Here is a 24493-nt window from a genome sequence, read left to right on the forward strand (position 1 = left end):
GCCATTGATCAAGCTCCCTGTTCTTGGCTTATCTTGCTCAGAGGCAAAGTCTGACCGATGCCCCTCCCCCAAGAGGTTAGATGCGCATCTACGACCAACAGTCGTACGTGCTCCGCCCCCGACGTGACGCTGAGTGTCCACACAATCCGAGCGTAGGCTACCGAAGGAACACTGAGCACGACAATGAAGCTTTGAGTAGACGCCTTCCACTGTTGCTCCTCTGGCCGCTTTCCGGAGGGGCCAAAAACGGGCTCAGATTCGGTTTTTTGAATATCCTGCTTCCATGCAAACAAAAAAAGCCCGGCGATCTCTCGCCGGGCTTTTTCGTTATTGGTGGAGGTGGCGGGAGTCGAACCCGCGTCCGAAGGCGCTTGACGCCCGGTACTACATGCTTAGCTCGCCGTTGATTCTCGTCCCGCGACAGCACAGCGTGCAAAGCGCATCGAAGGACCAGCCTGCTTGATTTAACCCTGACCGACAGGCGGCAGCTTCGGGCGATCCTGTGATAATGACCCTACATCCACAAGCACAGGCACAAGTGGGTTCGGGAATCAGGCTGCTAGGGCCTGATTGTAGTTGTCGTCGTTGGCAACTATAAGTTTGCGGCTGGATTTACGAGGAAAGCTGCCCCCTCGGCATGCACCAAACTATCTCACTACCCCCGTCGAAGCCATGACACCCCCGGGGAAAAGATTGCTGGAACGCGTCAGTATATGGAGCCGCGGTGGTCTATATCAAGCTTGCGTGGCGGATGGAATCAGCATTTATCGTTGGCGTATGTCGTTAACCACAGGGGTGAGACATGGCAAGGGTTCGTTTGGCTGGCCAAGGGGACGCGGGCTTACTCACGGAGCTGCGTTGCGCCTTTCTTGAAGAGATGGGGCAAAGTTTGCCGGACGGTTTCGCGGACCGTCTGCGTGCGTGGATTGAAGAGGCCATCGCGACGGAGCATCTGTACGCGTGGCTGGCTGAGCAGGAAGGGCGGGTCGTGGGCAGCGCGGCCGTCAATCCCTTTCCGCATTTGCCTTCAGCGAACTACCCGACCGGACGGGGCTGGTATTTGTTGAACGTTTTTGTGAAGCCAAAGCACCGGGGTGAAGGCGTCGGGGCCGGGCTTATCGCGGCGGTCGGCTCGGCCGCGCGAGAGCAGGGCGTGGACACGGTGACGCTGCGCGCCGCACCCGGGGCGCGCGGTTTGTATGAGCGCGCGGGCTTTAGTGCTTTGCCGGATGACGCGATGAGCATGTCGCTCGTTTGAGCGACATGGAAAACCCTGGACTCAGGCGAGGCGGTTGTGCGCGCGCATGGTGCGCTGCTTCTCGCGCTGCCAGTCGCGTTCCTTCTCGGTGTCGCGCTTGTCGTGTGCCTGCTTGCCGCGAGCCAGGCCGATCTCGACCTTGACCTTGTTGCCTTTCCAGTACATCGCGATGGGCACCAAGGTGTAGCCCTTGCGCTCGACCGCGCCGATCAATTGATCAATTTCATCCCGGTGCAGCAGCAGTTTGCGCGTACGGCGGTCTTCCGCAATGACGTGCGTGGATGCGCTGATGAGTGGCGGGATAGAAGTACCGATCAGATAGAGCTCGTTCTTCAGGACAATGGCGTAGCCGTCGCCGAAGTTGATACGCCCGGCACGCAGTGCCTTCAGCTCCCAGCCCTGCAACGCGATGCCGGCTTCGTAGCGCTGATCGATGTGGTACTCGTGGCGGGCGCGCTTGTTGAGCGCGATGGTGCCGCCACCCTTGTTGTCTTTGTCCTTAGCCTTGGCCATGTCCGCTAAACTTCGGGCTGCTTGCCCTGCTGTTGACCCGGCTGCATAGGCCGGACCCTGAGTGATGTTGATGAGGCTGACGTGATCGAGATCCGCCGCAGCGCGCTGGTGAAGTATTCCCCGGCGCAAATGTTCGACCTGGTCAATGCGGTCGAAGCATACCCAAAGCGTTTCCCCTGGTGTGCCGGCGCCGATGTGCTCGAGCGTGGAGACAACATGCTGGTGGCGCGGTTGGATCTCAAGTTTGCCGGATTCCGCCAGAGTTTCACTACCCGCAATACCACTGAGCCTCCGCATCGCCTGCAAATGAGCCTGGTCGACGGGCCGTTCCGGAGCCTGGAGGGTGTGTGGGACTTCACGGCGCTAGGCGATAGTGGCTGCAAGATCGCTTTTGCGCTCGACTTCGACTATGCCGGCAAGCTGGGTGGCACTGCCTTGAAACTGGGCTTTCAGGGCTTGGCCAGCCGCATGGTGGAGGATTTCTGCCGCGAGGCGGAGCGCACTTATGGTTGAGCGCATCGCCATCGAGGTGGTTTACGCCGAACCCGGGCGCCAGTGGCTGCACCAAGTCTCGCTGCCTGCCGGCAGCACGGTGATGCAGGCCATCGAAGCTTCGGGTATCGCGGCCGCGGTGCAGGGCTTGCAGATCGACCCGGCGCGACTCGGTGTGTTTTCGCGAAAAGCAGGGCCGGACGATGTACTCAGCAATGGCGACCGCGTGGAGATCTACCGGCCGCTCACGCTTGATCCGAAAGAGGCGCGCCGGCGGCGCGCGCATGAAAGCTGAGAGCGGCGATTACTTGCCGTCGTTGTCCTTCTTCTCTTCTTCCGGCGTCTTGGTCTTGTCGCCCGACGTCTCGTCCACCGGGTAGCCGGCGCGGAACTTCTTCTGCTGCTCGACCAGCTTCTTGGCGTCTTCCGCGAAGAAATCGCCTTCGGTGCGCACCAGCGTGTCGTTGTTGAAGGCGAGGCTCAAGGTGCGAACCTTGATCGGACCGCCGCGATGCTGCTGGGTGGAGACGTAGTCCCAACGGCTCTGGTCAAACGGCGTCGCCACTGAGGGCGAGCCCATCAACACCAGGACCTGGCGCTTGGTCATGCCGGGCTTGAGCTGCTCCACATTCTTCTTGTCGAGCAGGTTGCCCTGCTGCACGTCGGGGGTGTAGATGAGTCGGCAGCTGGCCAGCGAAAGGCCAAGCAAGGCGAAACCCAGCGTGCGAATCAACTTGTGCATGCGTGTTGCGTCCGGATCGTGAAGGTGTCGGATGATACACTAACGGCTTGGCGGGACTGAGCGAGCCGGGAGTGAGCTATGGAACAGGAAACCAAGGAACTGCGCAAAGCCGGGCTGAAGGTCACGCACCCCCGCATGCGCATCCTGCAGATCCTTGAGGAGGAGGAGGTCCATCACCTCACCGCCGAGGACATCTACAAGAAACTGCTTGACCACCAGGAAGACATCGGCCTGGCCACGGTCTACCGGGTACTCACCCAGTTCGAGGCCGCCGGCATCGTGGTCAAGCACAATTTCGAAGGCGGCCAGGCCGTCTACGAACTCGACCGCGGCAAGCATCATGACCACATGATCGATGTGGACAGCGGAAAAGTGATCGAGTTCGTCAGCGAAGAGATCGAGCGCCTCCAGCAGGAAGTCGCGGCCAAGCACGGCTACGTGATCGAGGATCACAGCCTGGTGCTCTACGTGCGGCCCAAGTCGCGCTCTAAATAAGGCAGGGACGATCCATGGAGAGGCCGGTGGCGGCAGCCATCGGCTTTTTTTGTTGCCGGACGGCTGGCAGGGCAGGTCGGCGGCGGCATCGGCAAAAACACACGCCCATAAAAAAAGCCGCGGATGGACTCCTGTCCACCCGGCGGCTGACCGTTACCGATTGGTTTCCTGACGGGGCGAGTTGCTCGCAGTGTCAGGCTTTACCACCGGTATCGGCGGAACGGCATCCTGCCGTTCTTCATGCCCACCGTCCCCACGGTTGGCATGGCTCACCATCTTGCGATGGTGGCTCCCCCACATCGATGGGAAGGATGCTAACGAACCGTTCACATCGGTGGTATCGGAATATTTCCTATGCCGGGGAACTTATAAGCGAGGTGTGAAGCCGTTGGCATTGCTGCTGCGCAGCAGAATTCGCAGGTGCACGCCCTGGGATTCCGGGCGCAGGCGAAACAGACCACCTAGCGAGGTCACGCGGTCGCGCATGCCCTGCAAGCCGCGGCCGCCGCGTGGCATGCGTGTGGGCAGGCCTACGCCGTCATCGCGGATATCCAACAAGGCCAAGGTGCCGCTCTGGCGCTCGCCGATACGCAGGCGCAGTTGGAAGGTGGACGCTTGTGCATGCTTGACCGCGTTGGTGGCGCTTTCCTGCACCAGGCGATAGATCGCGGTGCGGGTGTCCTCGTCCAGCAGGCGCGGATCGCCGTGCAATTCGGTTTGATAGATCATGCCGGCGGTGGTCAACAGGTCGCGGATCGGGCCTTCGTCCAAGGCGCGCAACAGACCGAATTCATCGAGTACGGCGGGACGCAGGTCATCCAATAGACGATGCAGGGCGCGGCGCATGTGGCCGAGGATGCTGCTGATCGAAGTACCGATATCTTCCATGCCCGCCTGGGCGAGACGCGACTGCGCAAGTTTCAGATGGGTGTGGATGGCGGTGAGGTTCTGGCCGAGTTCGTCGTGCAGTTCGGCAGCCATGTGGCGGCGTTGGTTTTCCTCGGCTTGCAGATTGCCGCGCGCCGCGTCGCGCAGTTGGCGTGCGAGTTGATCGAGGCGTCGATTGACGGCTGCCAGATAGACGTTCTGCTCGGCCACGCGCTCGCTACTGCGGCGCAAGGCATCGGTGGCCGCACCTAGCATCAGGGCGCCGGTGCCTGCCACGGCGAGAAACAGTTGCGCCGTGGCATCGGAAGCAGGGCGACCGACAAAATGATCGACCAGGGTCATGCCGAGATTGGAAATCAGCATGGCCAGGCTGGCGCCGCGCCAGCCATGGCGGAACGCGAAAAACAGCACCGGTGCGAGCGAAAGGATGCGCGCGAACTGAGGCTGTGGTGATGGGTGCGAAGAGAGCAGCAGCAGAATCGCCAGCGCCGGCAACATCACCAGCAATCCATCCATGGTCAGGTTGGCCAGCGCACGATGGTTGATGTGCGCGCGGAACAACATGATCAGCAGCGGCACTACCAGCAGCGTGCCGACATAGTTGCCGAGCAGGTCCTGGCCGAGCGCCCGCATCAGCAGATCGGACGAGGGCATGACGTGGATCATGCTCAGCAGGGCGGCATCGACCACGGTGGTCGCCGCCACGGTGAAGGCGGCGGAAAGCAGCAGGCGCGAGACGTCTTCCGGGTCGCGCATGCTCACGTGGAGCTGGGCGCGGCGCATCAATGACAGGCAGATCACCACCACGATCGGCTCGGGCAGCTCGCCGGCCACGAAGCCCACCCAGCCCAGCGGCAGGCCCTCGGCCACGGTGATCAGGCCGGTGGCGGCAAATTCGGCACCCAGCAGCCACGGCCACATACGCATCGGCGACAGCAGCAGGGCGCCGAAACGGAGGCCATAGGGGAGCATCCAGTAGGGCTGCTCGGTGGGCCACAGCAACAGCCACAAAAGGAAGTAGCCGATGCAGATAAAGATGCCGGTCCAGGGCAAAAACAAGGGTTTCGGTAACATGTTGCGATGGTACATGTGCGGCCCCGGGAATCTCTAAGGGCGCGCCGGCCGGAAAGGGCGTGGCAGCCCGTGTGCAACGGCGCAGCCCTGCTATACAGTGAAGGCATGTACAGCATTGTCCTGGTCGACGACCACGCCATAGTCCGCGAGGGGTTCAAGCGGCTGATCGAAATGGAGCCTGACCTCGAGGTGGTGGCGGAGTGCCGTAGCGCCGACGATGCCGTGGAGGCGGTAAGCCAGCGTCGCCCGGATCTGGTGGCACTGGATCTGTCCCTACCTGACGGCAGCGGCCTGCCGTTGATCGAGCATCTGCGCAGCGTCGCCGACGAAACACGCATCGTGGTGCTGAGCATGCACGACGGCGAACCCTATGTTTCCGAAGCCCTGCGTCGTGGGGCCAGCGGTTATGTCACCAAGGGCGTGGCGCCGGAGGAACTGGTTGCCGGCCTGCGTGCGGTGATGCAGGGCGAGTGCTTCCTCAGCTCCGACCTGCGCCAGCGCCGCGCGGAACGTCCCAGCGAAGTGCTGGATCCGATCCATCGCCTCACTACGCGCGAGCGCGAAGTGTTCCTGCTGCTGGCAGTTGGGCGTGCGCCTAAGCAAGTGGCCGCGGAGCTGGGGATTGGGCAGAAGACCGTCTACATCCACCGCGCCAGCCTGATGGGCAAGCTGGGTGCCGGTTCGGAACTGGACCTTTACCGCATGGCCAGCGAACGCGGCCTGCTGCCGTCCCGCGACAGCAAGGTCTGATCAGGCCGTCTGCGCGCGGTCCAGCATCTGCTTGGCGTGGGCGCGGGTCTCGCGAGTGATTTCGACGCCGCCCAGCATGCGTGCCAGCTCGTCGCGGCGACCGCCAGCGTCGAGCTTCTCGATCCGCGTATGCGTGGAAGCGCCGTCGCTGTGCTTGCTGACGCACAGGTGGGCATGTCCCTGAGCCGCCACCTGGGGCAGGTGGGTCACGCACAGCACCTGACGTTGGCCGCCCAGCGCGCGCAGCTTCTGGCCCACCACTTCGGCCACCGCACCGCCGATGCCGGTGTCGACTTCGTCGAAGATCATGCTGCCGACGGTGTCCTTGCCCAGCGTGGCCACTTCGATGGCCAGACTGATGCGGGCCAGTTCGCCGCCCGAAGCGACCTTGCGCAGCGCGCGCGGCGGTTGGCCGGGATTGGCGCTGACCAGCAGTTCGCATCGTTCGCGGCCTTGCGGGTCGGGTTCGTCGCCTGCGGTGGCTTCCAGTTCGATCTTCAACAGGCCGCCAGCCATGCCGAGCTCGGCCATCAGGCTGCTGACTTCTTTGCCGAGCTTGGTAGCAGCGGTTGTACGAGCCTTGCTCAGCTTGCCGGCGGCGGTGTCGTAGTCGCGCTGCAGTTGATCGCGTTGTGCCGCGAGGCGTTCCAGCGCATCGCCGGCACCTTCCAGTTCGGTCAGCTCGGCGCGCACGGCGACGGCTTTTTCGTGTAGCTCGGCGACCGGCGTGCGGTGCTTGCGCGAGAGTTCGTGCAGTCGGGTGAGGTGGGTGTCCACCTCGGTGTAGCGCTCGGGATCGAGATCGACATCCTGCGCGTAGCGGCCAAGACCGTCGGCAGCTTCGCCCAATTGAATGGTGGCGTTGTCGAGCAGCTCCCGCAGCGGTGCAAGCCTGTCGTCCAGTGTGGCGAGCTTGTCGAGCTCGGCATGCGCGCGGGCGAGCGAGCGGCGCAGGGCCAGTTCGCTGTCACCATCGATCAGTTCGGCGACGCCGGCAGCGCCCTCGGCAAGGCGCCCGGCATTGGCAAGCCGCTTGTGGCTGGCTTCGAGTTCGGTCAGCTCGCTCGGCGGCAGCGCCCATTGCTCTAGTTCGCCAGCCTCGTGGCGCAGTAGTTCAAGGCGTTCCTCGCGGTCTTCGCCGCCGCTCAACTTGCGGATGCGTGCGCCGACATCGCGCCATTGCAAGGCGTGGCTCTGCACCTGGGCAAGCAAGGTCTCATGGCCGGCATACGCGTCGAGCAAGGCGAGCTGGTGAGCCCGCGAGAGCAGGGCCTGATGCTCGTGTTGACCGTGGATTTCCACCAGCAACGTGGTCAGCTCGCCGAGCTGGCTGGCGCTGGCCGGGCGTCCGTTGATCCAGGCGCGCGAGCTGCCTTCGGCGCGGAGCACGCGGCGCAGGCGGCAGCTGCCATCTTCCTCGTCCAGCTCTTCGCGGCGCAGCCAGTCGCGGGCTTCGGGCAGGTTGGCCAGATCGAATTCGGCGGCCAGTTCGGCGCGATCGCTGCCGGCACGCACCATGCCGCTGTCCGCGCGCCCGCCGGCCAGCAGCATCAAGGCATCGACCAGCAGCGATTTGCCAGCACCAGTCTCGCCGCTGACCACGGTAAGGCCAGGGCCGAAGGCGATCTCGGCTTCTTCAACGACGGCGAAATGGCGGACGTAGAGCGAGGTGAGCATGGGTGGCAGCGTTGGAAAGTCGGAGGATTGTAAGGGCAGAAACGGACAGGTAGCAGCCGGTCCGCACGAACCTGCCCGCGAGCCGGGTATTCCTCATGGCCGCGCCGCTCCCCTTTGGTTTCCGGATTCTTGCAAACTAGGCGGGTAGACCTTATTTCTCTCCTGTCTCACGGATTGCCACAGCGCATGCCCAACCCACTTGGCCACGACATCGATGCTCGCGCACGACGCCTGCTGCGCACGCTGATTGCGCAGTATCTGGTCGACGGCGAGCCGGTGGGATCGCGCACGCTATCCCGCTCGTCGGGTCTGGATGTGAGCCCGGCCACCATCCGCAACATTATGGCTGACCTGGAAGAGGCCGGCCTGGTTGCCTCGCCGCATACGTCGGCGGGCCGTGTGCCCACGCCGCGCGGGCTGCGCCTGTTCGTGGACAGCCTGATTGAACTGCAGCCGCTGCCCGTCGAGGAAATGGCGCGCCTGCAGCGCGAACTGCCGCCGGGGCCGACCACTACCCGGGACCTGCTGGGGAACGTGTCGACCCTGTTGTCGGCGATGACCCATTTCGCCGGGGTGGTCACCGTGCCGCGCCAGGTGGACTTTCCCCTGCGCCATATCGATTTCGTGCCGCTGCCCGATGCGCGAGTGCTGGTGATCCTGGTGTTCTCCGACAATCAGGTGCAGAACCGCGTAGTACAGCTGAGCAAGCCGCTGGATGGCCGCGAGCTGGAGCAGGCCGCCAACTATCTCAATACCCATTTCGCCGGTCTGCGCCTGGACGATATCCGCGAGCACCTGCTGCGCGAATTGCGCGAAGCCAGTAGCCAGCTCAACCAGCTGCTGTCTAGCGCGGTCGAGCTGGCCGCGGCCTCGTTCGCGCCACAGAGCGAGGCCGACGACGTGCTGGTCAGCGGCCAGACCAACCTGATGGGTTACTCGGAATTGGCCAACCTGGACCGCTTGCGCGAGCTGTTCGAGGCCTTCCAGAAGAAAAACGAACTGGTTCAGTTGATGGAAGTCTGTGCCCGGGCCCCCGGCGTGCGGCTGTTCATTGGCGAGGAATCGGGCTTTGCTGCGCTGGATGGATGCAGCGTGGTCACGGCCAGTTATGGCGCGCAGGGGCGCGTGTTGGGGGCGGTTGGGGTGATCGGCCCCACCCGCATGGCCTATGAACGTGTGATCCCAGTGGTGCAGGCCACGGCCGGATTGCTTAGCGACGCCTTGAATCGCGCCGCCACGGCCTTATAAACGCCCACGGGAGGCGGGGTCTGCCCGCAGATTTTGTTGACGGTCGGCACGCTGGTGCCGGCCACGGATGAGATTTGGAGTTATTCATGCAGAACAACGATCCGCAGGCGCCTGAAGCTCAGGCACCGGACGCACAGGCTAGTGCCGAACTCGAGGCATTGAAGGCCCGGGTGGCCGAGCTGGAGGCAGGCAACACGGAGTTGCGCGAAACCGTGCTGCGCGAGAAGGCCGAAATCGAGAACCAGCGTCGCCGTCTGCATCGCGATGTGGAGCAGGCACGCCGCTTCGCCAATGAAAAGCTGCTGAGCGAGCTGCTGCCGGTCTATGACGGACTGGAAAGCGGCCTGTCGGTGGAGGGCGGCGACGTGGCTAGCGTGCGCGAAGGCATCGCGCTGACCCTCAAGTCCCTGCTGAAGATCGCCGAGAACAACGGCCTGGTGCAGATCGACCCGGTAGGCCAGCCGCTGGACCCTGAGCGCCACCATGCCGTGAGCATGGTCGAGGCGCCGGGCCATGCACCCCATACGATCGTCAGCGTGCTGCAGAAGGGCTACGTGCTGAATGATCGTTTGCTGCGTCCTGCACTGGTGGCCGTCGCCAAGGATTGAGATCGCTTTGCGCTGTAGCGCCGGCCTGAACAGCAGGCGCTACAACGGCTTCACCCCTACCACTGAGGTCCGCCGGCACGTTGAATCGCCAAGGCCGGGCCCCATCTGACAAAACAGCGCGGCCGCGGGGCTGCATAGAAATTCGGAGCATAGACATGGGCAAGATCATCGGCATCGACCTGGGCACGACCAACTCCTGCGTCGCCGTGATGGACGGCACGTCCGTCAAGGTCATCGAGAACTCGGAGGGCGATCGCACCACGCCGTCCATCGTGGCTTTTGGCAAGGATGGCGAAGTGCTGGTCGGCGCATCGGCCAAGCGCCAGAGCGTGACCAATCCCAAGAACACCTTTTATGCGGTGAAGCGCCTGATCGGCCGCAAGTTCACCGACAAAGAAGTGCAGAAAGACCTGCACATCGTTCCCTACGGCATCGTTGCCCACGAGAATGGCGACGCCTGGGTGCAGAAAGCTGACGGCACGAATATGGCGCCGCAGGAAATCTCCGCGAAGGTGCTGGCGAAGATGAAGAAGACCGCCGAAGACTACCTCGGCGAGACCATCACCGAAGCCGTCATCACCGTGCCGGCCTACTTCAACGACAGCCAGCGCCAGGCGACCAAGGATGCCGGCCGCATCGCCGGCCTCGACGTCAAGCGCATCATCAACGAGCCGACTGCGGCCGCACTGGCCTATGGCCTGGACAAGAAGGGTGGCGACCGCAAGATCGCGGTATACGACCTGGGCGGCGGCACCTTCGACGTCTCGATCATCGAGATCGCCGAGGTTGACGGCGAGAAGCAGTTCGAAGTGCTGGCCACCAACGGCGACACCTTCCTGGGTGGCGAAGACTTCGACATGCGCGTCATCGACTACCTGATCGAAGAGTTCCAGAAAGAGCAGGGCATCGATCTGCGCAAGGATCCGCTCGCGCTGCAGCGCCTGAAGGACGCCGCCGAGCGCGCGAAGATCGAACTGTCCTCCAGCCACCAGACCGACGTGAACCTGCCGTACGTGACCGCAGACGCCTCCGGTCCGAAGCATCTGAACATCAAGTTGACCCGCGCCAAGCTGGAAGCGCTGGTGGATGAGCTGATCAAGCGCACCATCGAGCCGTGCCGCACTGCGTTGAATGACGCCGGCTTGCGCGTGTCCGACATCAACGAGGTGATCCTCGTCGGTGGTCAGACCCGCATGCCCAAAGTGCAGGAGTCGGTCAAGGACTTCTTCGGCAAGGAGCCGCGCAAGGATGTCAATCCGGATGAGGCTGTGGCGGTTGGCGCGGCGATCCAGGGCGGCGTGCTGGGCGGTACCGTGAAGGATGTGCTGCTGCTCGACGTGACCCCGCTGTCGCTGGGTATCGAGACGATGGGCGGCGTGATGACCAAGCTGATCGAGAAGAACACCACCGTGCCGACCAAGGCCTCGCAGGTGTTCTCTACCGCCGATGACAACCAGACTGCGGTGACCGTGCACGTGCTGCAGGGTGAGCGCGAGCGCGCCAGCGCCAACAAGTCGCTGGGCAAGTTCGACCTGCAAGGTATCGATGCGGCGCCGCGCGGCATGCCGCAGATCGAAGTCACCTTCGACATCGACGCCAACGGCATCCTGCATGTGTCGGCCAAGGACAAGAAGACCGGCAAGGAACAGAAGATCGAGATCAAGGCTGGTTCGGGTCTGTCCGAGGAAGAGATCGCCCGCATGGTCGCGGACGCCGAAGCCAACAAGGAAGAAGACAAGAAGTTCCATGAGCTGGTCGCCACTCGCAACAAGGCTGATCAGCTGGTCCACGCTACGCGCAGCGCGCTGAAGGAGCACGGTGGCAAGGTGCCGGCCGAGCAGCTCAGCACCATCGAGGGCGCGTTGTCCGAGCTGGAGAAGGTCAAGGACGGTGACGACAAGGCCGCCATTGAGGCCAAGGTCGAGAAGCTGGAGCAGGCCGCGCAGTCGCTGTATGCCGCGGCCCAGGGTGGCGCTCAGGCGGATGCCGGCGCGCAGGCGGGCCCGCACGGTTCGTCGCAGCCGGACGACGTGGTCGACGCCGAGTTCACCGAGGTCAAGGACGACAAGAAGTAATATGAGCCGGTCGGCGCTGCCGATCTGACGCAGCCCGTGCCGGGGGTCTTTCCTTGGCGCGGGCTGTTTGTTGAATGGGCATGGATCGCGTGATTCATGTGGACGCGATTCGAGTCGGATGCACGAATGAGCAAGCGTGATTACTACGAAGTCCTCAGTGTCGAGCGCACTGTCACTGAGGTCGAACTGAAGAAATCCTTCCGCCGTCTGGCGATGAAGTACCACCCGGACCGTTGCCCGGACGATCCGCATGCGCAGGAGAAGTTCAAGGAGGCCAAGGAGGCCTACGAAGTACTCTCCGACGCACAGAAGCGCGCGCTGTACGACCAGCACGGCCACTCTGCTTTCGAGCACGGCATGGGCGGTGGTCGCGGTGGCGCCGGCTTTGGCGACATGGGCGATATTTTCGGGGACATTTTTGGCGACATCTTCGGCATGGGCGGTGGTCGCGGCCGCGTGCGCCGTGGTGCGGATCTACGCTATCTGATGGATCTTGACCTCGAAGAAGCCGTGTTCGGCGTCGAGAGGAAGATCGAGGTACCGACCCAGGTCAATTGCCATCATTGCAATGGCAGCGGTTCGGAAGACGGCAAGGTCGTGCAATGCAGGACTTGCCAGGGCCATGGCCGTGTGCGCATGCAGAACGGTATTTTCTCGATTCAGCAGGCGTGCCCGCATTGCGGCGGCAGCGGCCAGGCGATAGAGAAGCCCTGCAGGCAGTGTCGCGGTGAGGGGCGTCTCGAAGAGACCCGCACGCTGTCGGTGAGCATTCCTGCCGGTGTGGATAATGGTGACCGCATTCGTCTGACCGGGCAGGGTGAAGCGGGCCCGGCCGGCGCCGAGTCCGGCGACTTATATGTGGAAGTGCAGGTGCGCGAGCACGCCATCTTCCAGCGCCAGGGCAATGATCTTTATTGCGAATTGCCGATTCGTTTCGCACAGGCGGCGTTGGGCGCCGAGCTCGCTGTGCCGACGCTGGAAGGCGAAGTGCCGATCCAGATTCCTGCCGAAACGCAGACCGGGCAACAATTCCGTTTGCGCGGGCGTGGCGTGAAATCGGTGCGCAATGGTCGTGCCGGCGACTTGATCTGCCATGTGGTGGTCGAAACGCCGGTGCGCCTGACCAAGCAGCAGCGCGATTTGCTCGAACAGCTCGAGGCCACTTTCAGCGAAGGCGATGCTGACAGGCATATGCCGCGTGCGAAGACCTGGGTGGATGGCGTCAAGCAGTTCTGGTCACGCGTGACCTTCTGATCGCCACCGGTCTGATCGCCATTGGCATGTACGCCAGCCCATGCTGGCGCTAGCATCGCCCATCCCTCGCTGCCGCTGTAACTGGAGTTCTGCATGAGCCGCCCCGTTCGTCTTGCCGTCAATGGCGCCACTGGCCGCATGGGGCAGGCTCTGCTTGGATTGCTGCGCGACGATGCGCGCTTCGAACTGGTTGCGGGCATTACTGCCGCCGATGCGCCGCAACTGGGCACCCCGATCTATCCCGGTACGGATGGTTTGCTCTTTACCCATGACTGGCCGGCGGCGGGTTCGCTTGACGTCGTGATTGATTTCAGCGGTCCGGCCGGGCTCGGTGAAGCGCTTGATCATTGCGAGTCGCAGGGCATTGCTCTGGTCACCGGCACCACGGGGCTCGATAAGGTCATGCAGGATCGCCTTGCCGCAGTGTCGCAGCGTATCGCTTTGCTGCGTGCCGCCAATTTCAGCCTTGGCGTAGCAGTACTCAAGCGGTTGTTGCGCGAGGCCGCGGCGGCCTTGCCTGACTGGGATCTGGATATCGTCGAGGCGCATCACAGCCGTAAGGTAGATGCGCCTTCAGGTACCGCCCTGGCTCTGGGCGAGGCAGCTGCTGCCGCGCGTGGTACCACGCTGGCCGAAGCCGCGGTGTATGCCCGCGAAGGTCTGACGGGGCCGCGTGCGTTCGGCACGATCGGTTTTGCTACGGTGCGTGGCGGCGATATCGTTGGCGAGCACGAGGCGCTCTTGATGGGACAGGGCGAGCGCATTGAGCTCAATCATCGCGCCACCGATCGTTCGATCTTTGCGCGTGGCGCCATCGAGGCGGCGCACTGGCTGGCCGGCCGCACGGCCGGCGCGTACGACCTGGACGCCATGCTGACGGAGCGCATCGCGCGCTGACGTCACAATCGCAGGGGCGACTTGCCCGGGTCGATCCGGGCCTATACCATTCCGCCCGTTGTCATTGGGGAGTAGCCATCCTCACCCCTGAGGGCCTTCACGGCCTTCGTACCCAGAGGAATCCGCGTCAACAGACTTGAAGCTTCGGCTTCATGGCGCGGATGGCGCCGCGAACCGATATCGTCGGCTTCGCGCCCGCCCGGCGAGACCTTTGGCCACGACGTGCTCACCCGGCCGGGCGAGGTGCGTCGTTGCGCCAATGGTTTTCCGCTCGCTCGGCCGTGGGATCTCACATGCTTACCGCTCTGCTGTTTCTGCTTTCCGCCGGCGCGATTTATTTCGCCTGCGAGTATTTCGTGAACGGCGTTGAATGGTTCGGGCGCAAGCTCAGTCTGGGCGCTACGGCGACCGGCACGGTACTCGCTGCGTTTGGTACCGCCTTGCCGGAAAGCGCGGTGACCTTTGTCGCGGTGGTGTTTGGCGCCACGCCGGAGCAGAAAGATATCGGCGTCGGCGCTGCGCTGGGCGGGCCGCTGGTGCTCGCAACCATCGCGTACACCGTGGTCGGCATCGCGCTATGGAGCAACCGGCATCGCTTGAAGCGGCGCGACAACCTGGTGCGGGTCGAGCATGGCCGGCTGGCACGCGATCAGGCGTGGTTCCTGGCGATCTTTGTGGTCAAGTGCGGGCTGGGCCTGGTGGCTTTTGCGTTCAAACCATGGCTGGGCGTGCTGTTCCTGGCAGCGTACGGGATCTACGTATGGCGGGAACTGCAGGACGACGACACCGCGCCGGAAGAAGAGGAGCTCGAGCCACTGAAGTTTCAGCCGCATGCGCAGGACCCCGCGCTGTCGCGCGTGTTCCTGCAAACCGCCTTGGCATTGATTGTGATTGCCATCGCCTCGCATACCTTCGTCAAACAGATCGAGGCGATCGGCGTGGCTCTACAGTGGTCGCCGCATCTGGTCGCGCTGTTGTTGAGTCCGGTGGCGACCGAGTTGCCGGAAACCGTGAATGCGTTGATCTGGGTACGGCAGGGCAAGGAGCGTCTCGCGTTGGCGAATATTTCCGGTGCCATGATGATCCAGGCCACCATTCCCAGTTCGCTGGCCTTGTTCGCCACACCCTGGCTGTTTGATGCGCCGCTGATGGTGGCTGGCGTGCTTACCGGTATCGCGGTGATCTACCTGTGGTGGCTGTTCCGTCGCGGCCGCGTGGACGCGCGATGGATCGTGCCGGTGGGGTTGCTCTACGGTGTCTTTGCAGCTTTTGTTGTTTGGCATTTCGCAGCGCGATGAGCGTAAAAGACGACGCAGATCACGTCGTCTTTTATCACTCGAAGCTGCTGTGAGAGAGAATGCCGAAGCAAGCGGCGACCAATAGCAATGCCACGGCGAAGATGGATGCCAGCCCTAATAACAGGCCTTTGCCGGTGCGTGGTTTATTGCCGTTAATCAGCACGATGCCCCATACCAGAATGCCTGCCGGAGGCAGGCACCAGGCTGCGGGTCCCGCCTGGGCGCATACGGCTTCACCCACGAGGAAGGTGACCCAGGCCAACAGAATGCCGGCGATCAGTGAGCCCTGCCCAGGTGGCGGCTCAGGCGATTTAGGCGGAAGCGGAGCCTGGTCGGGCAACCTCATCTCACTCATGCGAGCGTCCTCTCGATAGCGCGGGTCTGTTCGATTTCGTTGCGCAAGGCTTGCAGTCGTTTGGCTTTGTCGTCGCGGTAGAACAAATTGAACGTGTCGAACGGGACGATGCGACCGTCGGGTTGGGCGATATGCACACAGGATTTCTTGACGGCGCGCAGATCGAAACCATGAGCGTCGATGAACTGCATGATCAGCACGCGGAATACGTTGCGATAGGACAGATCGGACGGCGCCTGTATCTGTGGCAGGCAGCACAGCAGGTCTGAGAGTGAACAGGCCTGTGATTCGGGAGAGTGATTGGTGGCGAACAATTCGAAGACATGAGCGCGCAGTTCTTCATCGCGCTCTACCACGATGGTATTGCGTCCTTTGCTGACCAGCGTTTCCGGTGAGACGAAACGGGTCAGGGGCAATACCTGGTCGCCCAGCTTCAGCGCATAGGCCATGGCAAGGCAGTCGGGGTTGCACGGCACGGGGATCAAATCGTCCGACTGGAACAGCGGGCTTTGTTCCAGGATGCGCCGGCGCACCTCACTGAGCGTGAGTCGGTTGTGTTCCGGGTCGTAGCCTTCCAGGCGGCCGGCCGCCTGAATGGGCTGAAAGGTGACGCCGCGGACACAAGGTTGGCGCAATGCGAAATCGATGATCTCGCCGAGCTCACCGTCATTCAGTCCTTTCTTGACGGTCACGACCAACGTGGTCGAGATGTCGTGGCGGTTGAGATGTTCCAGCGCTTTCAGGCGCACGTCGCGCAGTTTTGCGCCGCGCAGATCCTTGTGCACTTCATCGCGCAGCGAATCGAACTGCAGGTAAAGCTCAAAGCCAGGCTGATAGTCGGCCAGCCGGGCGGCGAAGTCGGGTTCCTTGGCGATGCGCAGGCCGTTGGTATTGACCATCAGGTGGCGAATCGGCCGGCGCTTCGCGGCATCCAGAATGGCAAAGAAATCCGGATGCAAGGTCGGCTCGCCACCGGAGAGTTGCACTACGTCCGGCTCGCCTTCGTTGGCCACGACGGCATCCAGCATGCGCTCTACCGTAGCGAGGTCGCGGAAGCCCGGACGGTGGGGGCCGCTTTCGGCATAGCAGATCGGACAGCGCAGATTGCAGTGATCGGTGATCTCGACCAGGGTGAGGCAGGAGTGCTGCATGTGCTCGGGGCACAGGCCGCAGTCATACGGACAGCCGAAGTGCTGCGGTGTGTTGAAACGCATCGGCAACTCGGGCGGCTTGATGTAGAGCTCGCGGCATTGCCGGTAGTACGCGGCATCGTCGGCGATCAATACGCGCTCACGGCCATGGTGCGGGCACCACTTTTCCAGGTAGACGCGCTCGTCCTTGATCAGGATCTTCGCCTCGACCCGGCGCAGGCACTGGGTGCAGATGGACACCGCGCTGTCGTAGAACAGATATGGCCTTACCTTGGCTCCCACGTGTTTCGCCTCCTTGCAAACAACGCCCGCAGCACGCGGGGAATGTCCCGATGGTAGTAGAGCAGCCCGCACAGACACAGCAGTTGCAGACCCGACAAGGCATGCAGATAGGCATATGGCAGGGGCTTGATGAATTCCACCAGCAAGCGGAACGACAGATAGCCGATCATGAAGGCGCGAAAGCGATCGCCTGGCTCGACCAGGGCAGTGCGGCGGAAGTGGATCAGCGCGTACTGGCTAAGCAGGAAGACGATCTCGTAGAGCTGGGTTGGGTGACGCGGTTGTCCATCACCAAAATCCACTGCCCATGGCAGCGCGGTAGGGTTGCCATAAGTGTGATCGCTAAGCCCGGCCATGAAGCATCCGATGCGGCCGATGCACATGCCCACTGTCAGCGGCAGCACAAAGGCATCGCCGGTGGATTGGCGCACACCAGCGATCTTTTTCGATAGTTCCACGCCGGCCACGCCGCCCAGAAGCGCGCCGATAATCGACTTGCCTTCGAGGAGATGAGCGAGATCAGGAAAGTCCCGGAAGGCGGCCAATGGGTCGTCCAGCCAGAAGGCCAGCTTCGCGCCTAGCGCCGCGCCGACGATGGCGCCGACACCGACCCAGGCAACGTGGTCGTCATGAGTGAACGCATTGGGTGCGATCTTTTTGCGTGTCCACAGAAAGGTGCGAAAGCCCACGGCGTACGCGAGCATTTCAAAGGCTGTATGTAGCGCGACAGGACTCATGATTGGCCTTCCATCCATGGAATCATGATTTCAGGACTCGCCCAGCCGGGATAACTCCAATCGTGCGGCCTTGAGCCAGGCCTGCTCCTTGCGGCGGTAGTAGCCGGGCATCAGCTCGGCGCGCTTGAGCTGACTGTGAAGCACGTTGCGCGCTTCGGCCTGGCGCTGAGTGCGGCCGAGCAGGCGGCCGTAGCGGAAACGACCTTCCTCGCCTGGATAGCTGTCGGCCAGTACGCGGTATTCCTCCAGCGCAGCGTCGGTCTCGCCGAGTTCTTCCAGGCAGCGCGCGTAGAGCAGATGCCCATCGCTGGATTTGTAGTTGGGATTGGCCTTGATCAGGGCTTCCAGAGTCTGGCGTGCATCGGCGTAGCGTTCGTTGCCTGTCTGCGCCTGGGCCAGTCCGAGCATGAAATCAGGATCGGTGGTGTACATGCCGGTGAGCAGGCCTTGATAGAGCTCCTGCGCATTGGCGTAGTCGCCTTGCTGCAGGGACTCATCGGCCAGCCGGCGGCGGTTGTCGACGGTGTTGCTGAGTTCGAGCTGTCGCTGTAATTCACGACGGCGGCGCTGCGGGTCGATCACCTGCATGGCCTTGCTGGCCGCCTTGCGGCCACGCGGGTCGTGGCGCAGGTCGGGGATGACCGCCACCAGCACATACACCAGCACGGCGAGGTACGAGCCGATCAGGAGCAGCCAGATCCAGTACAGCGGCCGGCCGCTGCGAACCACATGGATGGCGCAGGCCACCTGCAAGGCCAGGGACAGGAGGAGCACGAAGGGCATGGCTTCTCTCGAAGACGGTCGAAGCAGCGAATGCTACGACAGGCGCCGCTAGCTAGGGAGCCGGTTGGGTAGGGCTTAGTCCCGGTGTGCGGCGTTGCGATCGCGGTCCGCGCCCAGCTTGCGGTCTAGCGAGCCGAACAGCTTCTTGAAGGCGCGAGCGAACTTGCCGCGCTTGGTCTTGCGCAGCTTTTCTTCCTCGCTGGTAAGCCAGGCAACCTGGATCACCCGGCGCTCACCTTCGTAAGGCAGGTGGCCATGGAATGAGTTTTCGCAACGCTTGAACACGGCGAACTCGCCATACAGCGGCTTGAGTTCCGGCGCGACGACGTTGTCGATGTTGTCGATGCTGCTGAGGAAGCGCAGGCAGCCGTCGCTGGTATCCGGCCATTGCGAATTGAGATAGAGCAGGGCGGTGGCGACCTTCGACTTGCTGTCCGTGTGGATGGTGCCGTGGCGTTTGTTGAGCGAGCGGCACAGAGTCACCAGGGTCGGATACTGGCCGAGGTTTTCGATATCGAGGCGTTTGCCGATGGCGCTGGCGAACTCCGGTGCGGTGAGCCGCCCCACCAAGGTATTGACGGAGGGGCCGCAGTCACTAGGGTCGTAAGGGAAGAAGCCTGCGCTGGTGTAGCGCGGGAAATCGCGCTCCAGTTCACTGCGGAATTCGTCCGGCAGCTGGCCATGCGCGATCATGAACGGGAACGGTTCCAGCCTTATATCCGTGTCCGGGCGGTCGAAGCGGGCAGGATCCAGCAGAACGGCGGCGCTCATGGGCGTGTACATCTCCTTCGGAACGGGCGGTAGTGTAACGCTTCGTTTGTCTCGCGGCTGACACAAAGACACGCTTTTCACGCTTCTCGCGGTGGACAGAGAGCTGTCTCGCACCTATCATTGCGACCCGCCCTGTGACTTTCCTTGACCAAGGTCCACAAGCCTGCTTTGAGCGGCTTGCGGACTTTGCTGCACCCAAAAGGCGGCCTCCATGCCTATTCCTGCTTTGCTTGCCCTCGAAGATGGCAGCGTGTTCCACGGCCACGCCGTGGGCGCGACTGGCGAAACCGTCGGCGAGGTGGTTTTCAACACCGCCATGACCGGCTACCAGGAGATCCTCACCGATCCCTCGTACTCGCGTCAGATCGTCACCCTTACGTATCCGCATATCGGCAACACCGGCGTTAACGCCGAAGATGCCGAGTCCACCGCTGTGCATGCCGCCGGCCTGATCGTGCGCGACGTGCCGCGACGTGCCAGCAACTGGCGCAGCAGCGAAAGCCTGCCCGATTACCTCAAGCGCCACGGCATCGTGGCCATCGCTGGCATCGACACCCGTCGCCTGACCCGCATCCTGCGCGACAAGGGCGCGCTGGCCGGCTGCATCGTGGCTGGCGAGAGCGTGGACGCCGAGGCCGCGCTGGCGAAAGCGCGCGCCTTCCCGGGCCTCAACGGCATGGACCTGGCCAAAGTGGTCAGCGTCACCAAGCCTTATAGCTGGAAGGAAGGCACTTACGATCTCGATCGCACTGCCTTCAACCAGCCGGCCATGCGCTTCAAGGTCGTGGCTTACGACTTCGGCGCCAAGCACAACATCCTGCGTCTGCTCGCTGAGCAGGGCTGTGATATCACCGTGGTGCCGGCGCAGACGCCAGCCGCCGACGTGTTGGCGATGAAGCCTGATGGCGTGTTCTTGTCGAATGGCCCTGGCGATCCGGCTGCCTGCGATTACGCAGTCACCGCCACGCGCGAGTTCCTGGACGCCAAGATCCCGTTGTTCGGCATCTGCCTGGGTCACCAGATCATGGGTCTGGCGATCGGCGCCAAAACGCTGAAGATGAAGTTCGGCCACCACGGCGCGAACCATCCGGTGAAAGACCACGACGACGGTCGCGTGCTGATCACTTCGCAGAACCACGGCTTCGCGGTAGATCCTGCGACGCTGCCGGCCAATGTGCGGGTTACCCACACGTCGCTGTTCGACGGTTCGCTGCAGGGCTTCGCGCTCACCGACCGCCCGGCGTTCTGTTTCCAGGGGCACCCGGAAGCCAGCCCCGGACCGCACGACATCGGTTACCTCTTTGATCGATTTGCCAAGCTGATGCAGGAGGCCCGCTGAGATGGCCAAGCGTACCGACATCAAGAGCATCCTCATCATCGGCGCCGGCCCGATCGTCATCGGCCAGGCCTGCGAGTTCGACTACTCGGGCGCGCAGGCATGTAAGGCGCTGAAGGAAGAGGGTTACCGGGTCATCCTGGTGAACTCCAACCCCGCCACCATCATGACCGACCCGGAGACCGCCGATGCGGTCTACATCGAGCCGATCAATTGGCAGACGGTGGAGCGCATCATCGCCAAGGAGCGCCCGGACGCGGTGCTGCCTACCATGGGTGGCCAGACCGGCCTGAACTGCGCGCTCGATCTCGCTGACAACGGCGTGCTGGAAAAGTACGGCGTTGAGCTGATCGGTGCTTCGCGCGAAGCCATCCGCATGGCCGAGGATCGCGAGCTGTTCCGCGTCGCGATGTCCGAGATCGGCCTGGAGTGTCCGAAGGCGGAGGTCGTTCGCACCTTCGAGCAGGCGCTCGTCACGCAGACCAAGGTGGGTTACCCGACTATCATCCGTCCCAGCTTCACGCTCGGTGGCTCGGGCGGCGGTATCGCCTACAACCGCGAAGAGTTCGAGGAAATCGTCAAGCGCGGTCTTGAGCTGTCGCCGGTAGGTGAAGTGCTGGTCGAGGAATCCGTGCTCGGCTGGAAGGAGTTCGAGATGGAAGTGGTCCGCGACAAGGCGGACAACTGCATCATCGTGTGCTCGATCGAAAACCTCGATCCGATGGGCGTACACACCGGCGACTCGATCACCGTTGCACCGGCCCAAACCCTCACCGACAAGGAATACCAGCGCCTGCGCGATGCCTCCATCGCGGTGCTGCGCAAGATCGGCGTGGATACCGGCGGTTCCAACGTGCAGTTCGGCATCAATGCCGAGAACGGCCGTGTGGTTGTGATCGAGATGAATCCGCGCGTGTCGCGCTCGTCGGCGCTGGCTTCCAAGGCCACCGGGTTCCCGATCGCCAAGATCGCCGCGAAGCTGGCGGTGGGTTACACCCTGGACGAGCTCAAGAACGACATTACCGGCGGTCTCACGCCGGCGTCGTTCGAGCCGACCATTGATTACGTGGTCACCAAGATCCCGCGCTTCGCTTTCGAGAAATTCCCATCGGCGGATGCGCGCCTCACCACGCAGATGAAGTCAGTGGGTGAGGTGATGGCGATGGGCCGCACCTTCCACGAGTCGCTGCAGAAGGCGCTGCGTGGGCTCGAGATCGGCAAGACCGGTCTCAACCCGACCGGTCTTGATATCAGCACCGAAGATGGCCTGTCAGTGCTCAAGCGCGAATTGCGCGAGCCGCGCCCGGACCGCGTGTTCCATCTGGCCGATGCTTTCCGCGCGGGTCTCTCGCTGGAAGAGGTGCATAACCTCAGCCGCGTCGATCCGTGGTTCCTCGCCGCGTTCGAAGACATCGTGCTGATGGAGAACGAAGTGCAGGCGCAAGGCGTCAGCGCACTTGACGAGGCGCGCATGCGCGAACTCAAGCGCATGGGCTTCTCCGATGCTCGCCTGGCCGAGCTGACCGGCAGCGACGAGGCGGCCATGCGCCACCTGCGCCGCACGCTGGGTGTGCGTCCGGTGTACAAGCGCGTGGACTCCTGCGCGGCTGAATTCGCCACCACCACGGCTTACATGTACTCGACCTACGAGGAAGAGTGCGAGGCCAACCCGACCAATCGCGACAAGATCATCGTGTTGGGCGGCGGTCCGAACCGCATCGGCCAGGGCATCGAGTTCGATTATTGCTGTGTGCACGCGGCGATCGCTCTGCGCGAGGATGGTTTCGAGACCATCATGGTCAACTGCAACCCTGAGACGGTCTCGACCGATTACGACACCTCCGATCGCCTGTACTTCGAGCCGCTGACGCTGGAAGACGTGCTGGAGATCGTGGACCTCGAGAAGCCCAAGGGCGTGATCGTGCAGTACGGCGGCCAGACGCCGCTCAAGCTGGCGCGTGCACTCGAAGCGGCTGGCGCGCCGATCATCGGTACCTCCCCAGATTCGATCGATCTGGCGGAAGACCGTGAGCGCTTCCAGCAGATGATCGAGAAGATCGGTCTGAAGCAGCCGCCGAATCGCACCGCGCGCAACGCCGACGAGGCGCTCGCGCTCGCACGCGAGATTGGTTATCCGATGGTGGTGCGTCCGAGCTATGTGCTGGGTGGCCGCGCCATGGAAATCGTCTACAGCGATGCCGACCTCTCGCGCTACATTCGCGAAGCGGTACAAGTGTCGAACGATTCGCCGGTGCTGCTGGATCGCTTCCTCGATCACGCGGTCGAGGTGGACGTCGACATCATTGCCGACGCCGAAGGCAACGTGCTGGTCGGCGGCATCATGGAGCATATCGAGGAGGCCGGCGTGCATTCCGGCGACTCGTCCTGCTCGCTGCCGCCGTACTCGTTGACGGCTGAAGTGCAGGACGAACTGCGCCGCCAGGTCGCTCTGATGGCGAAGGAGCTCAAGGTCATCGGTCTGATGAACACCCAGTTCGCTATTCAAGGCGACACCGTGTTTATCCTCGAGGTGAATCCGCGTGCCTCGCGTACCGTGCCGTTCGTGTCCAAGGCGACCGGCGTGGCACTAGCCAAGATTGCTGCCCGCGCCATGGCTGGCCGCACGCTGCCGGCGCAAGGCGCGATGCACGAAGTGATTCCGTCGTACTACTCGGTGAAGGAAGCGATCTTCCCGTTCCTGAAATTCCAGAACGTGGACCCGATCCTTGGTCCGGAAATGCGCTCCACCGGCGAGGTGATGGGTGTGGGCCGCAGCTTCGGCGCTGCCTTCGCACGCGGTCATGACGCCGCCGGCATCAAGACCCCGCCGAAGGGCAAAGTGTTCGTATCGGTGCGCGACGCTGACAAGGATCGTCTGGTCCCGGTGGCACGCGAGGCACTGTCGAAGGGCTTCAGCCTGGTGGCCACTGAGGGCACCGCGAAGTACCTGGCGGAGCACGGTGTGGCTTGCGAGCGCATCAACAAGGTGGCCGAAGGCCGGCCGCATATCGTCGACCTGATCAAGAACGGCGAGATCGTCTATATCGTCAACACCACCGAGGGCAAGCAGGCGATCGCCGATTCGTTCTCGATCCGCCGCGAGGCTTTGCAGCATCGCGTCACCTACTCAACCACTGTCGCCGGAGCCCGTGCGCTGGTGCATTCGCTGGACTTCCATGGGTCGGGTGAGGTGCTCAGCTTGCAGGAGTTGCACAAGGAGCTGAACGCATGAGTCGTGCACCCATCACCAAAGCAGGATCGGAGCGCCTACGCGGCGAACTGGAAAAGCTGAAGTCGTCGGACCGGCCGCGCATCATCGCGGCCATCGCCGAGGCGCGTGCGCACGGTGACCTCAAGGAGAACGCGGAGTATCACGCCGCGCGCGAGCAGCAGAGCTTTATCGAGGGACGCATCGCCGAACTCGAAGCTGCGTTGTCGACGGCCGAGGTCATTGACGTCACGCGTTTGAGCGCCGGTTCGCGCGTCGTATTCGGCGCCATCGTCGATCTGGAGGAGGAGGACAGCGGCGAAGCCGTGACCTATCAGATCGTGGGCGACCTGGAAGCAGACATCAAACAGCGTCTGATCGCGGTATCGTCGCCGATCGCTCGTGCGCTGATTGGCAAGAGCGCCGGAGATAGCTTTGAGTTCAAAGCGCCGAACGGTGTGAGGCGGTACGAGATCACCGGCGTGCGCTACGGCTGATGCCGGACTTGTAGGAGCGCACCCTGTGCGCTCCTACAAAATGATCCCTGCGGTCGTTATCGAAACGCACAGGCAATAAAAAAGGGCCGCTTTCGCGGCCCTTC

The 24493-nt window shown here is 62.9% G+C and carries 23 protein-coding genes, 1 other RNA gene and 1 riboswitch; of the genes, 14 read left to right on the forward strand and 10 right to left on the reverse strand.

All coding sequences use genetic code 11. The annotated features are described in order from the left end of the window. Positions 1 to 331 precede the first annotated feature (331 nt). Positions 332 to 683, reverse strand: a transfer-messenger RNA (tmRNA) gene (ssrA, locus tag BM338_RS13845). 119 nt (positions 684 to 802) lie between these two features. Here ssrA and BM338_RS13850 point away from each other — a divergent pair. Then, entirely contained in the window at positions 803 to 1258 is a 456-nt protein-coding gene (locus BM338_RS13850) for a GNAT family N-acetyltransferase (RefSeq protein ID WP_090451610.1), read from the forward strand. Positions 1259 to 1279: 21 nt separating this feature from the next. Here the strand turns inward: BM338_RS13850 and smpB are convergent, their stop codons facing one another. Further along, positions 1280 to 1771, reverse strand: a complete 492-nt coding sequence (gene smpB / locus BM338_RS13855; protein ID WP_090451612.1) for an SsrA-binding protein SmpB — start codon at positions 1769 to 1771, stop codon at positions 1280 to 1282. A gap of 81 nt (positions 1772 to 1852) precedes the next feature. Here smpB and BM338_RS13860 point away from each other — a divergent pair, with 81 nt between their 5' ends. After that, positions 1853 to 2284, forward strand: a complete 432-nt coding sequence (locus BM338_RS13860) for a type II toxin-antitoxin system RatA family toxin (RefSeq protein ID WP_090451614.1) — start codon at positions 1853 to 1855, stop codon at positions 2282 to 2284. Further along, positions 2277 to 2558: an RnfH family protein gene (locus BM338_RS13865; protein WP_090451616.1), complete on the forward strand. Its 282-nt coding sequence runs from the start codon at positions 2277 to 2279 to the stop codon at positions 2556 to 2558. Before BM338_RS13860 ends, BM338_RS13865 begins: the two co-directional genes overlap by 8 nt. A 9-nt stretch (positions 2559 to 2567) precedes the next feature. Here BM338_RS13865 and bamE read toward each other — a convergent pair whose 3' ends face one another. After that, the gene (gene bamE / locus BM338_RS13870) at positions 2568 to 3005 is read right to left on the reverse strand and encodes an outer membrane protein assembly factor BamE (protein ID WP_090451618.1); all 438 of its coding nucleotides are present in this window, start codon (positions 3003 to 3005) and stop codon (positions 2568 to 2570) included. A 78-nt stretch (positions 3006 to 3083) separates the two neighbouring features. Here bamE and fur point away from each other — a divergent pair, with 78 nt between their 5' ends. Next, the gene (gene fur, locus BM338_RS13875) at positions 3084 to 3500 is read left to right on the forward strand and encodes a ferric iron uptake transcriptional regulator (protein ID WP_090451620.1); all 417 of its coding nucleotides are present in this window, start codon (positions 3084 to 3086) and stop codon (positions 3498 to 3500) included. A 366-nt stretch (positions 3501 to 3866) separates the two neighbouring features. On the opposite strand, the gene BM338_RS13880 is transcribed toward fur, so the two are convergent. Next, positions 3867 to 5477 (reverse strand): MASE1 domain-containing sensor histidine kinase, encoded by a 1611-nt coding sequence (locus BM338_RS13880; RefSeq protein WP_255367308.1) that lies wholly within the window; start codon positions 5475 to 5477, stop codon positions 3867 to 3869. Between the two features lie 90 nt (positions 5478 to 5567). Between BM338_RS13880 and BM338_RS13885 the strand changes: the two genes are divergently transcribed. Further along, positions 5568 to 6212 (forward strand): response regulator transcription factor, encoded by a 645-nt coding sequence (locus BM338_RS13885; protein WP_090451622.1) that lies wholly within the window; start codon positions 5568 to 5570, stop codon positions 6210 to 6212. Here BM338_RS13885 and recN read toward each other — a convergent pair whose 3' ends face one another. Continuing rightward, complete coding sequence (gene recN / locus BM338_RS13890; RefSeq protein ID WP_090451624.1) at positions 6213 to 7889, reverse strand: DNA repair protein RecN; 1677 nt, start codon at positions 7887 to 7889, stop codon at positions 6213 to 6215. Between the two features lie 186 nt (positions 7890 to 8075). On the opposite strand from recN, the gene hrcA reads away from it, so the two are divergent. From hrcA to BM338_RS13920, 6 genes are all read left to right on the forward strand, one after another. Further along, entirely contained in the window at positions 8076 to 9137 is a 1062-nt protein-coding gene (gene hrcA / locus BM338_RS13895; RefSeq protein ID WP_090451626.1) for a heat-inducible transcriptional repressor HrcA, read from the forward strand. Between the two features lie 86 nt (positions 9138 to 9223). Further along, positions 9224 to 9745 carry a nucleotide exchange factor GrpE gene (grpE, locus tag BM338_RS13900; protein WP_090451628.1) on the forward strand — a complete coding sequence of 174 codons (522 nt, stop codon included), beginning with the start codon at positions 9224 to 9226 and terminating at the stop codon, positions 9743 to 9745. Positions 9746 to 9900: 155 nt separating this feature from the next. After that, positions 9901 to 11820, forward strand: a complete 1920-nt coding sequence (dnaK, locus tag BM338_RS13905) for a molecular chaperone DnaK (protein ID WP_090451630.1) — start codon at positions 9901 to 9903, stop codon at positions 11818 to 11820. A gap of 126 nt (positions 11821 to 11946) precedes the next feature. Beyond that, positions 11947 to 13074 (forward strand): molecular chaperone DnaJ, encoded by a 1128-nt coding sequence (gene dnaJ / locus BM338_RS13910; protein ID WP_090451632.1) that lies wholly within the window; start codon positions 11947 to 11949, stop codon positions 13072 to 13074. 93 nt (positions 13075 to 13167) lie between these two features. After that, positions 13168 to 13971: a 4-hydroxy-tetrahydrodipicolinate reductase gene (gene dapB, locus BM338_RS13915; RefSeq protein ID WP_090451634.1), complete on the forward strand. Its 804-nt coding sequence runs from the start codon at positions 13168 to 13170 to the stop codon at positions 13969 to 13971. 54 nt (positions 13972 to 14025) lie between these two features. Next, positions 14026 to 14198, forward strand: a riboswitch (yybP-ykoY riboswitch). Positions 14199 to 14264: 66 nt separating this feature from the next. After that, positions 14265 to 15269, forward strand: a complete 1005-nt coding sequence (locus tag BM338_RS13920; RefSeq protein ID WP_090451636.1) for a sodium:calcium antiporter — start codon at positions 14265 to 14267, stop codon at positions 15267 to 15269. 34 nt (positions 15270 to 15303) lie between these two features. On the opposite strand, the gene BM338_RS13925 is transcribed toward BM338_RS13920, so the two are convergent. The 5 genes from BM338_RS13925 to BM338_RS13945 form a co-directional block, all read right to left on the reverse strand. Further along, on the reverse strand, positions 15304 to 15624 hold the full coding sequence (locus tag BM338_RS13925) for a hypothetical protein (RefSeq protein ID WP_090451638.1): 321 nt from the start codon (positions 15622 to 15624) through the stop codon (positions 15304 to 15306). Continuing rightward, on the reverse strand, positions 15621 to 17057 hold the full coding sequence (locus BM338_RS13930; protein WP_090451640.1) for a radical SAM protein: 1437 nt from the start codon (positions 17055 to 17057) through the stop codon (positions 15621 to 15623). The genes BM338_RS13925 and BM338_RS13930 overlap by 4 nt, the downstream gene beginning before the upstream one ends. Beyond that, on the reverse strand, positions 17042 to 17794 hold the full coding sequence (locus tag BM338_RS13935) for a prolipoprotein diacylglyceryl transferase (protein WP_090451642.1): 753 nt from the start codon (positions 17792 to 17794) through the stop codon (positions 17042 to 17044). The genes BM338_RS13930 and BM338_RS13935 overlap by 16 nt, the downstream gene beginning before the upstream one ends. A gap of 30 nt (positions 17795 to 17824) precedes the next feature. Next, positions 17825 to 18577 carry a tetratricopeptide repeat protein gene (locus BM338_RS13940; protein WP_090451644.1) on the reverse strand — a complete coding sequence of 251 codons (753 nt, stop codon included), beginning with the start codon at positions 18575 to 18577 and terminating at the stop codon, positions 17825 to 17827. A gap of 75 nt (positions 18578 to 18652) precedes the next feature. Then, positions 18653 to 19348, reverse strand: coding sequence for a 2OG-Fe(II) oxygenase (locus tag BM338_RS13945; protein WP_090451646.1), 696 nt, complete (start codon positions 19346 to 19348; stop codon positions 18653 to 18655). 211 nt (positions 19349 to 19559) lie between these two features. On the opposite strand from BM338_RS13945, the gene carA reads away from it, so the two are divergent. The 3 genes from carA to greA are packed head-to-tail and all read left to right on the forward strand — an operon-like array spanning position 19560 to position 24389. After that, on the forward strand, positions 19560 to 20687 hold the full coding sequence (gene carA / locus BM338_RS13950) for a glutamine-hydrolyzing carbamoyl-phosphate synthase small subunit (protein WP_090451648.1): 1128 nt from the start codon (positions 19560 to 19562) through the stop codon (positions 20685 to 20687). A 1-nt stretch (position 20688) separates the two neighbouring features. After that, positions 20689 to 23916 (forward strand): carbamoyl-phosphate synthase large subunit, encoded by a 3228-nt coding sequence (gene carB / locus BM338_RS13955; RefSeq protein WP_090451650.1) that lies wholly within the window; start codon positions 20689 to 20691, stop codon positions 23914 to 23916. Then, positions 23913 to 24389, forward strand: a complete 477-nt coding sequence (gene greA, locus BM338_RS13960) for a transcription elongation factor GreA (RefSeq protein WP_090451652.1) — start codon at positions 23913 to 23915, stop codon at positions 24387 to 24389. Before carB ends, greA begins: the two co-directional genes overlap by 4 nt. The last annotated feature ends 104 nt before the right edge of the window (positions 24390 to 24493 follow it).

This window comes from Dyella sp. OK004 (genome assembly GCF_900114495.1).
Lineage (GTDB): Bacteria > Pseudomonadota > Gammaproteobacteria > Xanthomonadales > Rhodanobacteraceae > Dyella_D.

Bases quoted from the DNA above. Each gene is read 5' to 3' on its own strand.
- BM338_RS13850 (WP_090451610.1), top strand. From the start codon at position 803: ATGGCAAGGGTTCGTTTGGCTGGCCAAGGGGACGCGGGCTTACTCACG.
- smpB (WP_090451612.1), bottom strand. From the start codon at position 1,771: ATGGCCAAGGCTAAGGACAAAGACAACAAGGGTGGCGGCACCATCGCG.
- BM338_RS13865 (WP_090451616.1), top strand. From the start codon at position 2,277: ATGGTTGAGCGCATCGCCATCGAGGTGGTTTACGCCGAACCCGGGCGC.
- bamE (WP_090451618.1), bottom strand. From the start codon at position 3,005: ATGCACAAGTTGATTCGCACGCTGGGTTTCGCCTTGCTTGGCCTTTCG.
- fur (WP_090451620.1), top strand. From the start codon at position 3,084: ATGGAACAGGAAACCAAGGAACTGCGCAAAGCCGGGCTGAAGGTCACG.
- BM338_RS13880 (WP_255367308.1), bottom strand. From the start codon at position 5,477: ATGTACCATCGCAACATGTTACCGAAACCCTTGTTTTTGCCCTGGACC.
- BM338_RS13885 (WP_090451622.1), top strand. From the start codon at position 5,568: ATGTACAGCATTGTCCTGGTCGACGACCACGCCATAGTCCGCGAGGGG.
- recN (WP_090451624.1), bottom strand. From the start codon at position 7,889: ATGCTCACCTCGCTCTACGTCCGCCATTTCGCCGTCGTTGAAGAAGCC.
- hrcA (WP_090451626.1), top strand. From the start codon at position 8,076: ATGCCCAACCCACTTGGCCACGACATCGATGCTCGCGCACGACGCCTG.
- grpE (WP_090451628.1), top strand. From the start codon at position 9,224: ATGCAGAACAACGATCCGCAGGCGCCTGAAGCTCAGGCACCGGACGCA.
- dnaK (WP_090451630.1), top strand. From the start codon at position 9,901: ATGGGCAAGATCATCGGCATCGACCTGGGCACGACCAACTCCTGCGTC.
- dnaJ (WP_090451632.1), top strand. From the start codon at position 11,947: ATGAGCAAGCGTGATTACTACGAAGTCCTCAGTGTCGAGCGCACTGTC.
- dapB (WP_090451634.1), top strand. From the start codon at position 13,168: ATGAGCCGCCCCGTTCGTCTTGCCGTCAATGGCGCCACTGGCCGCATG.
- BM338_RS13920 (WP_090451636.1), top strand. From the start codon at position 14,265: ATGCTTACCGCTCTGCTGTTTCTGCTTTCCGCCGGCGCGATTTATTTC.
- BM338_RS13925 (WP_090451638.1), bottom strand. From the start codon at position 15,624: ATGAGTGAGATGAGGTTGCCCGACCAGGCTCCGCTTCCGCCTAAATCG.
- BM338_RS13935 (WP_090451642.1), bottom strand. From the start codon at position 17,794: ATGAGTCCTGTCGCGCTACATACAGCCTTTGAAATGCTCGCGTACGCC.
- BM338_RS13940 (WP_090451644.1), bottom strand. From the start codon at position 18,577: ATGCCCTTCGTGCTCCTCCTGTCCCTGGCCTTGCAGGTGGCCTGCGCC.
- BM338_RS13945 (WP_090451646.1), bottom strand. From the start codon at position 19,348: ATGAGCGCCGCCGTTCTGCTGGATCCTGCCCGCTTCGACCGCCCGGAC.
- carA (WP_090451648.1), top strand. From the start codon at position 19,560: ATGCCTATTCCTGCTTTGCTTGCCCTCGAAGATGGCAGCGTGTTCCAC.
- carB (WP_090451650.1), top strand. From the start codon at position 20,689: ATGGCCAAGCGTACCGACATCAAGAGCATCCTCATCATCGGCGCCGGC.
- greA (WP_090451652.1), top strand. From the start codon at position 23,913: ATGAGTCGTGCACCCATCACCAAAGCAGGATCGGAGCGCCTACGCGGC.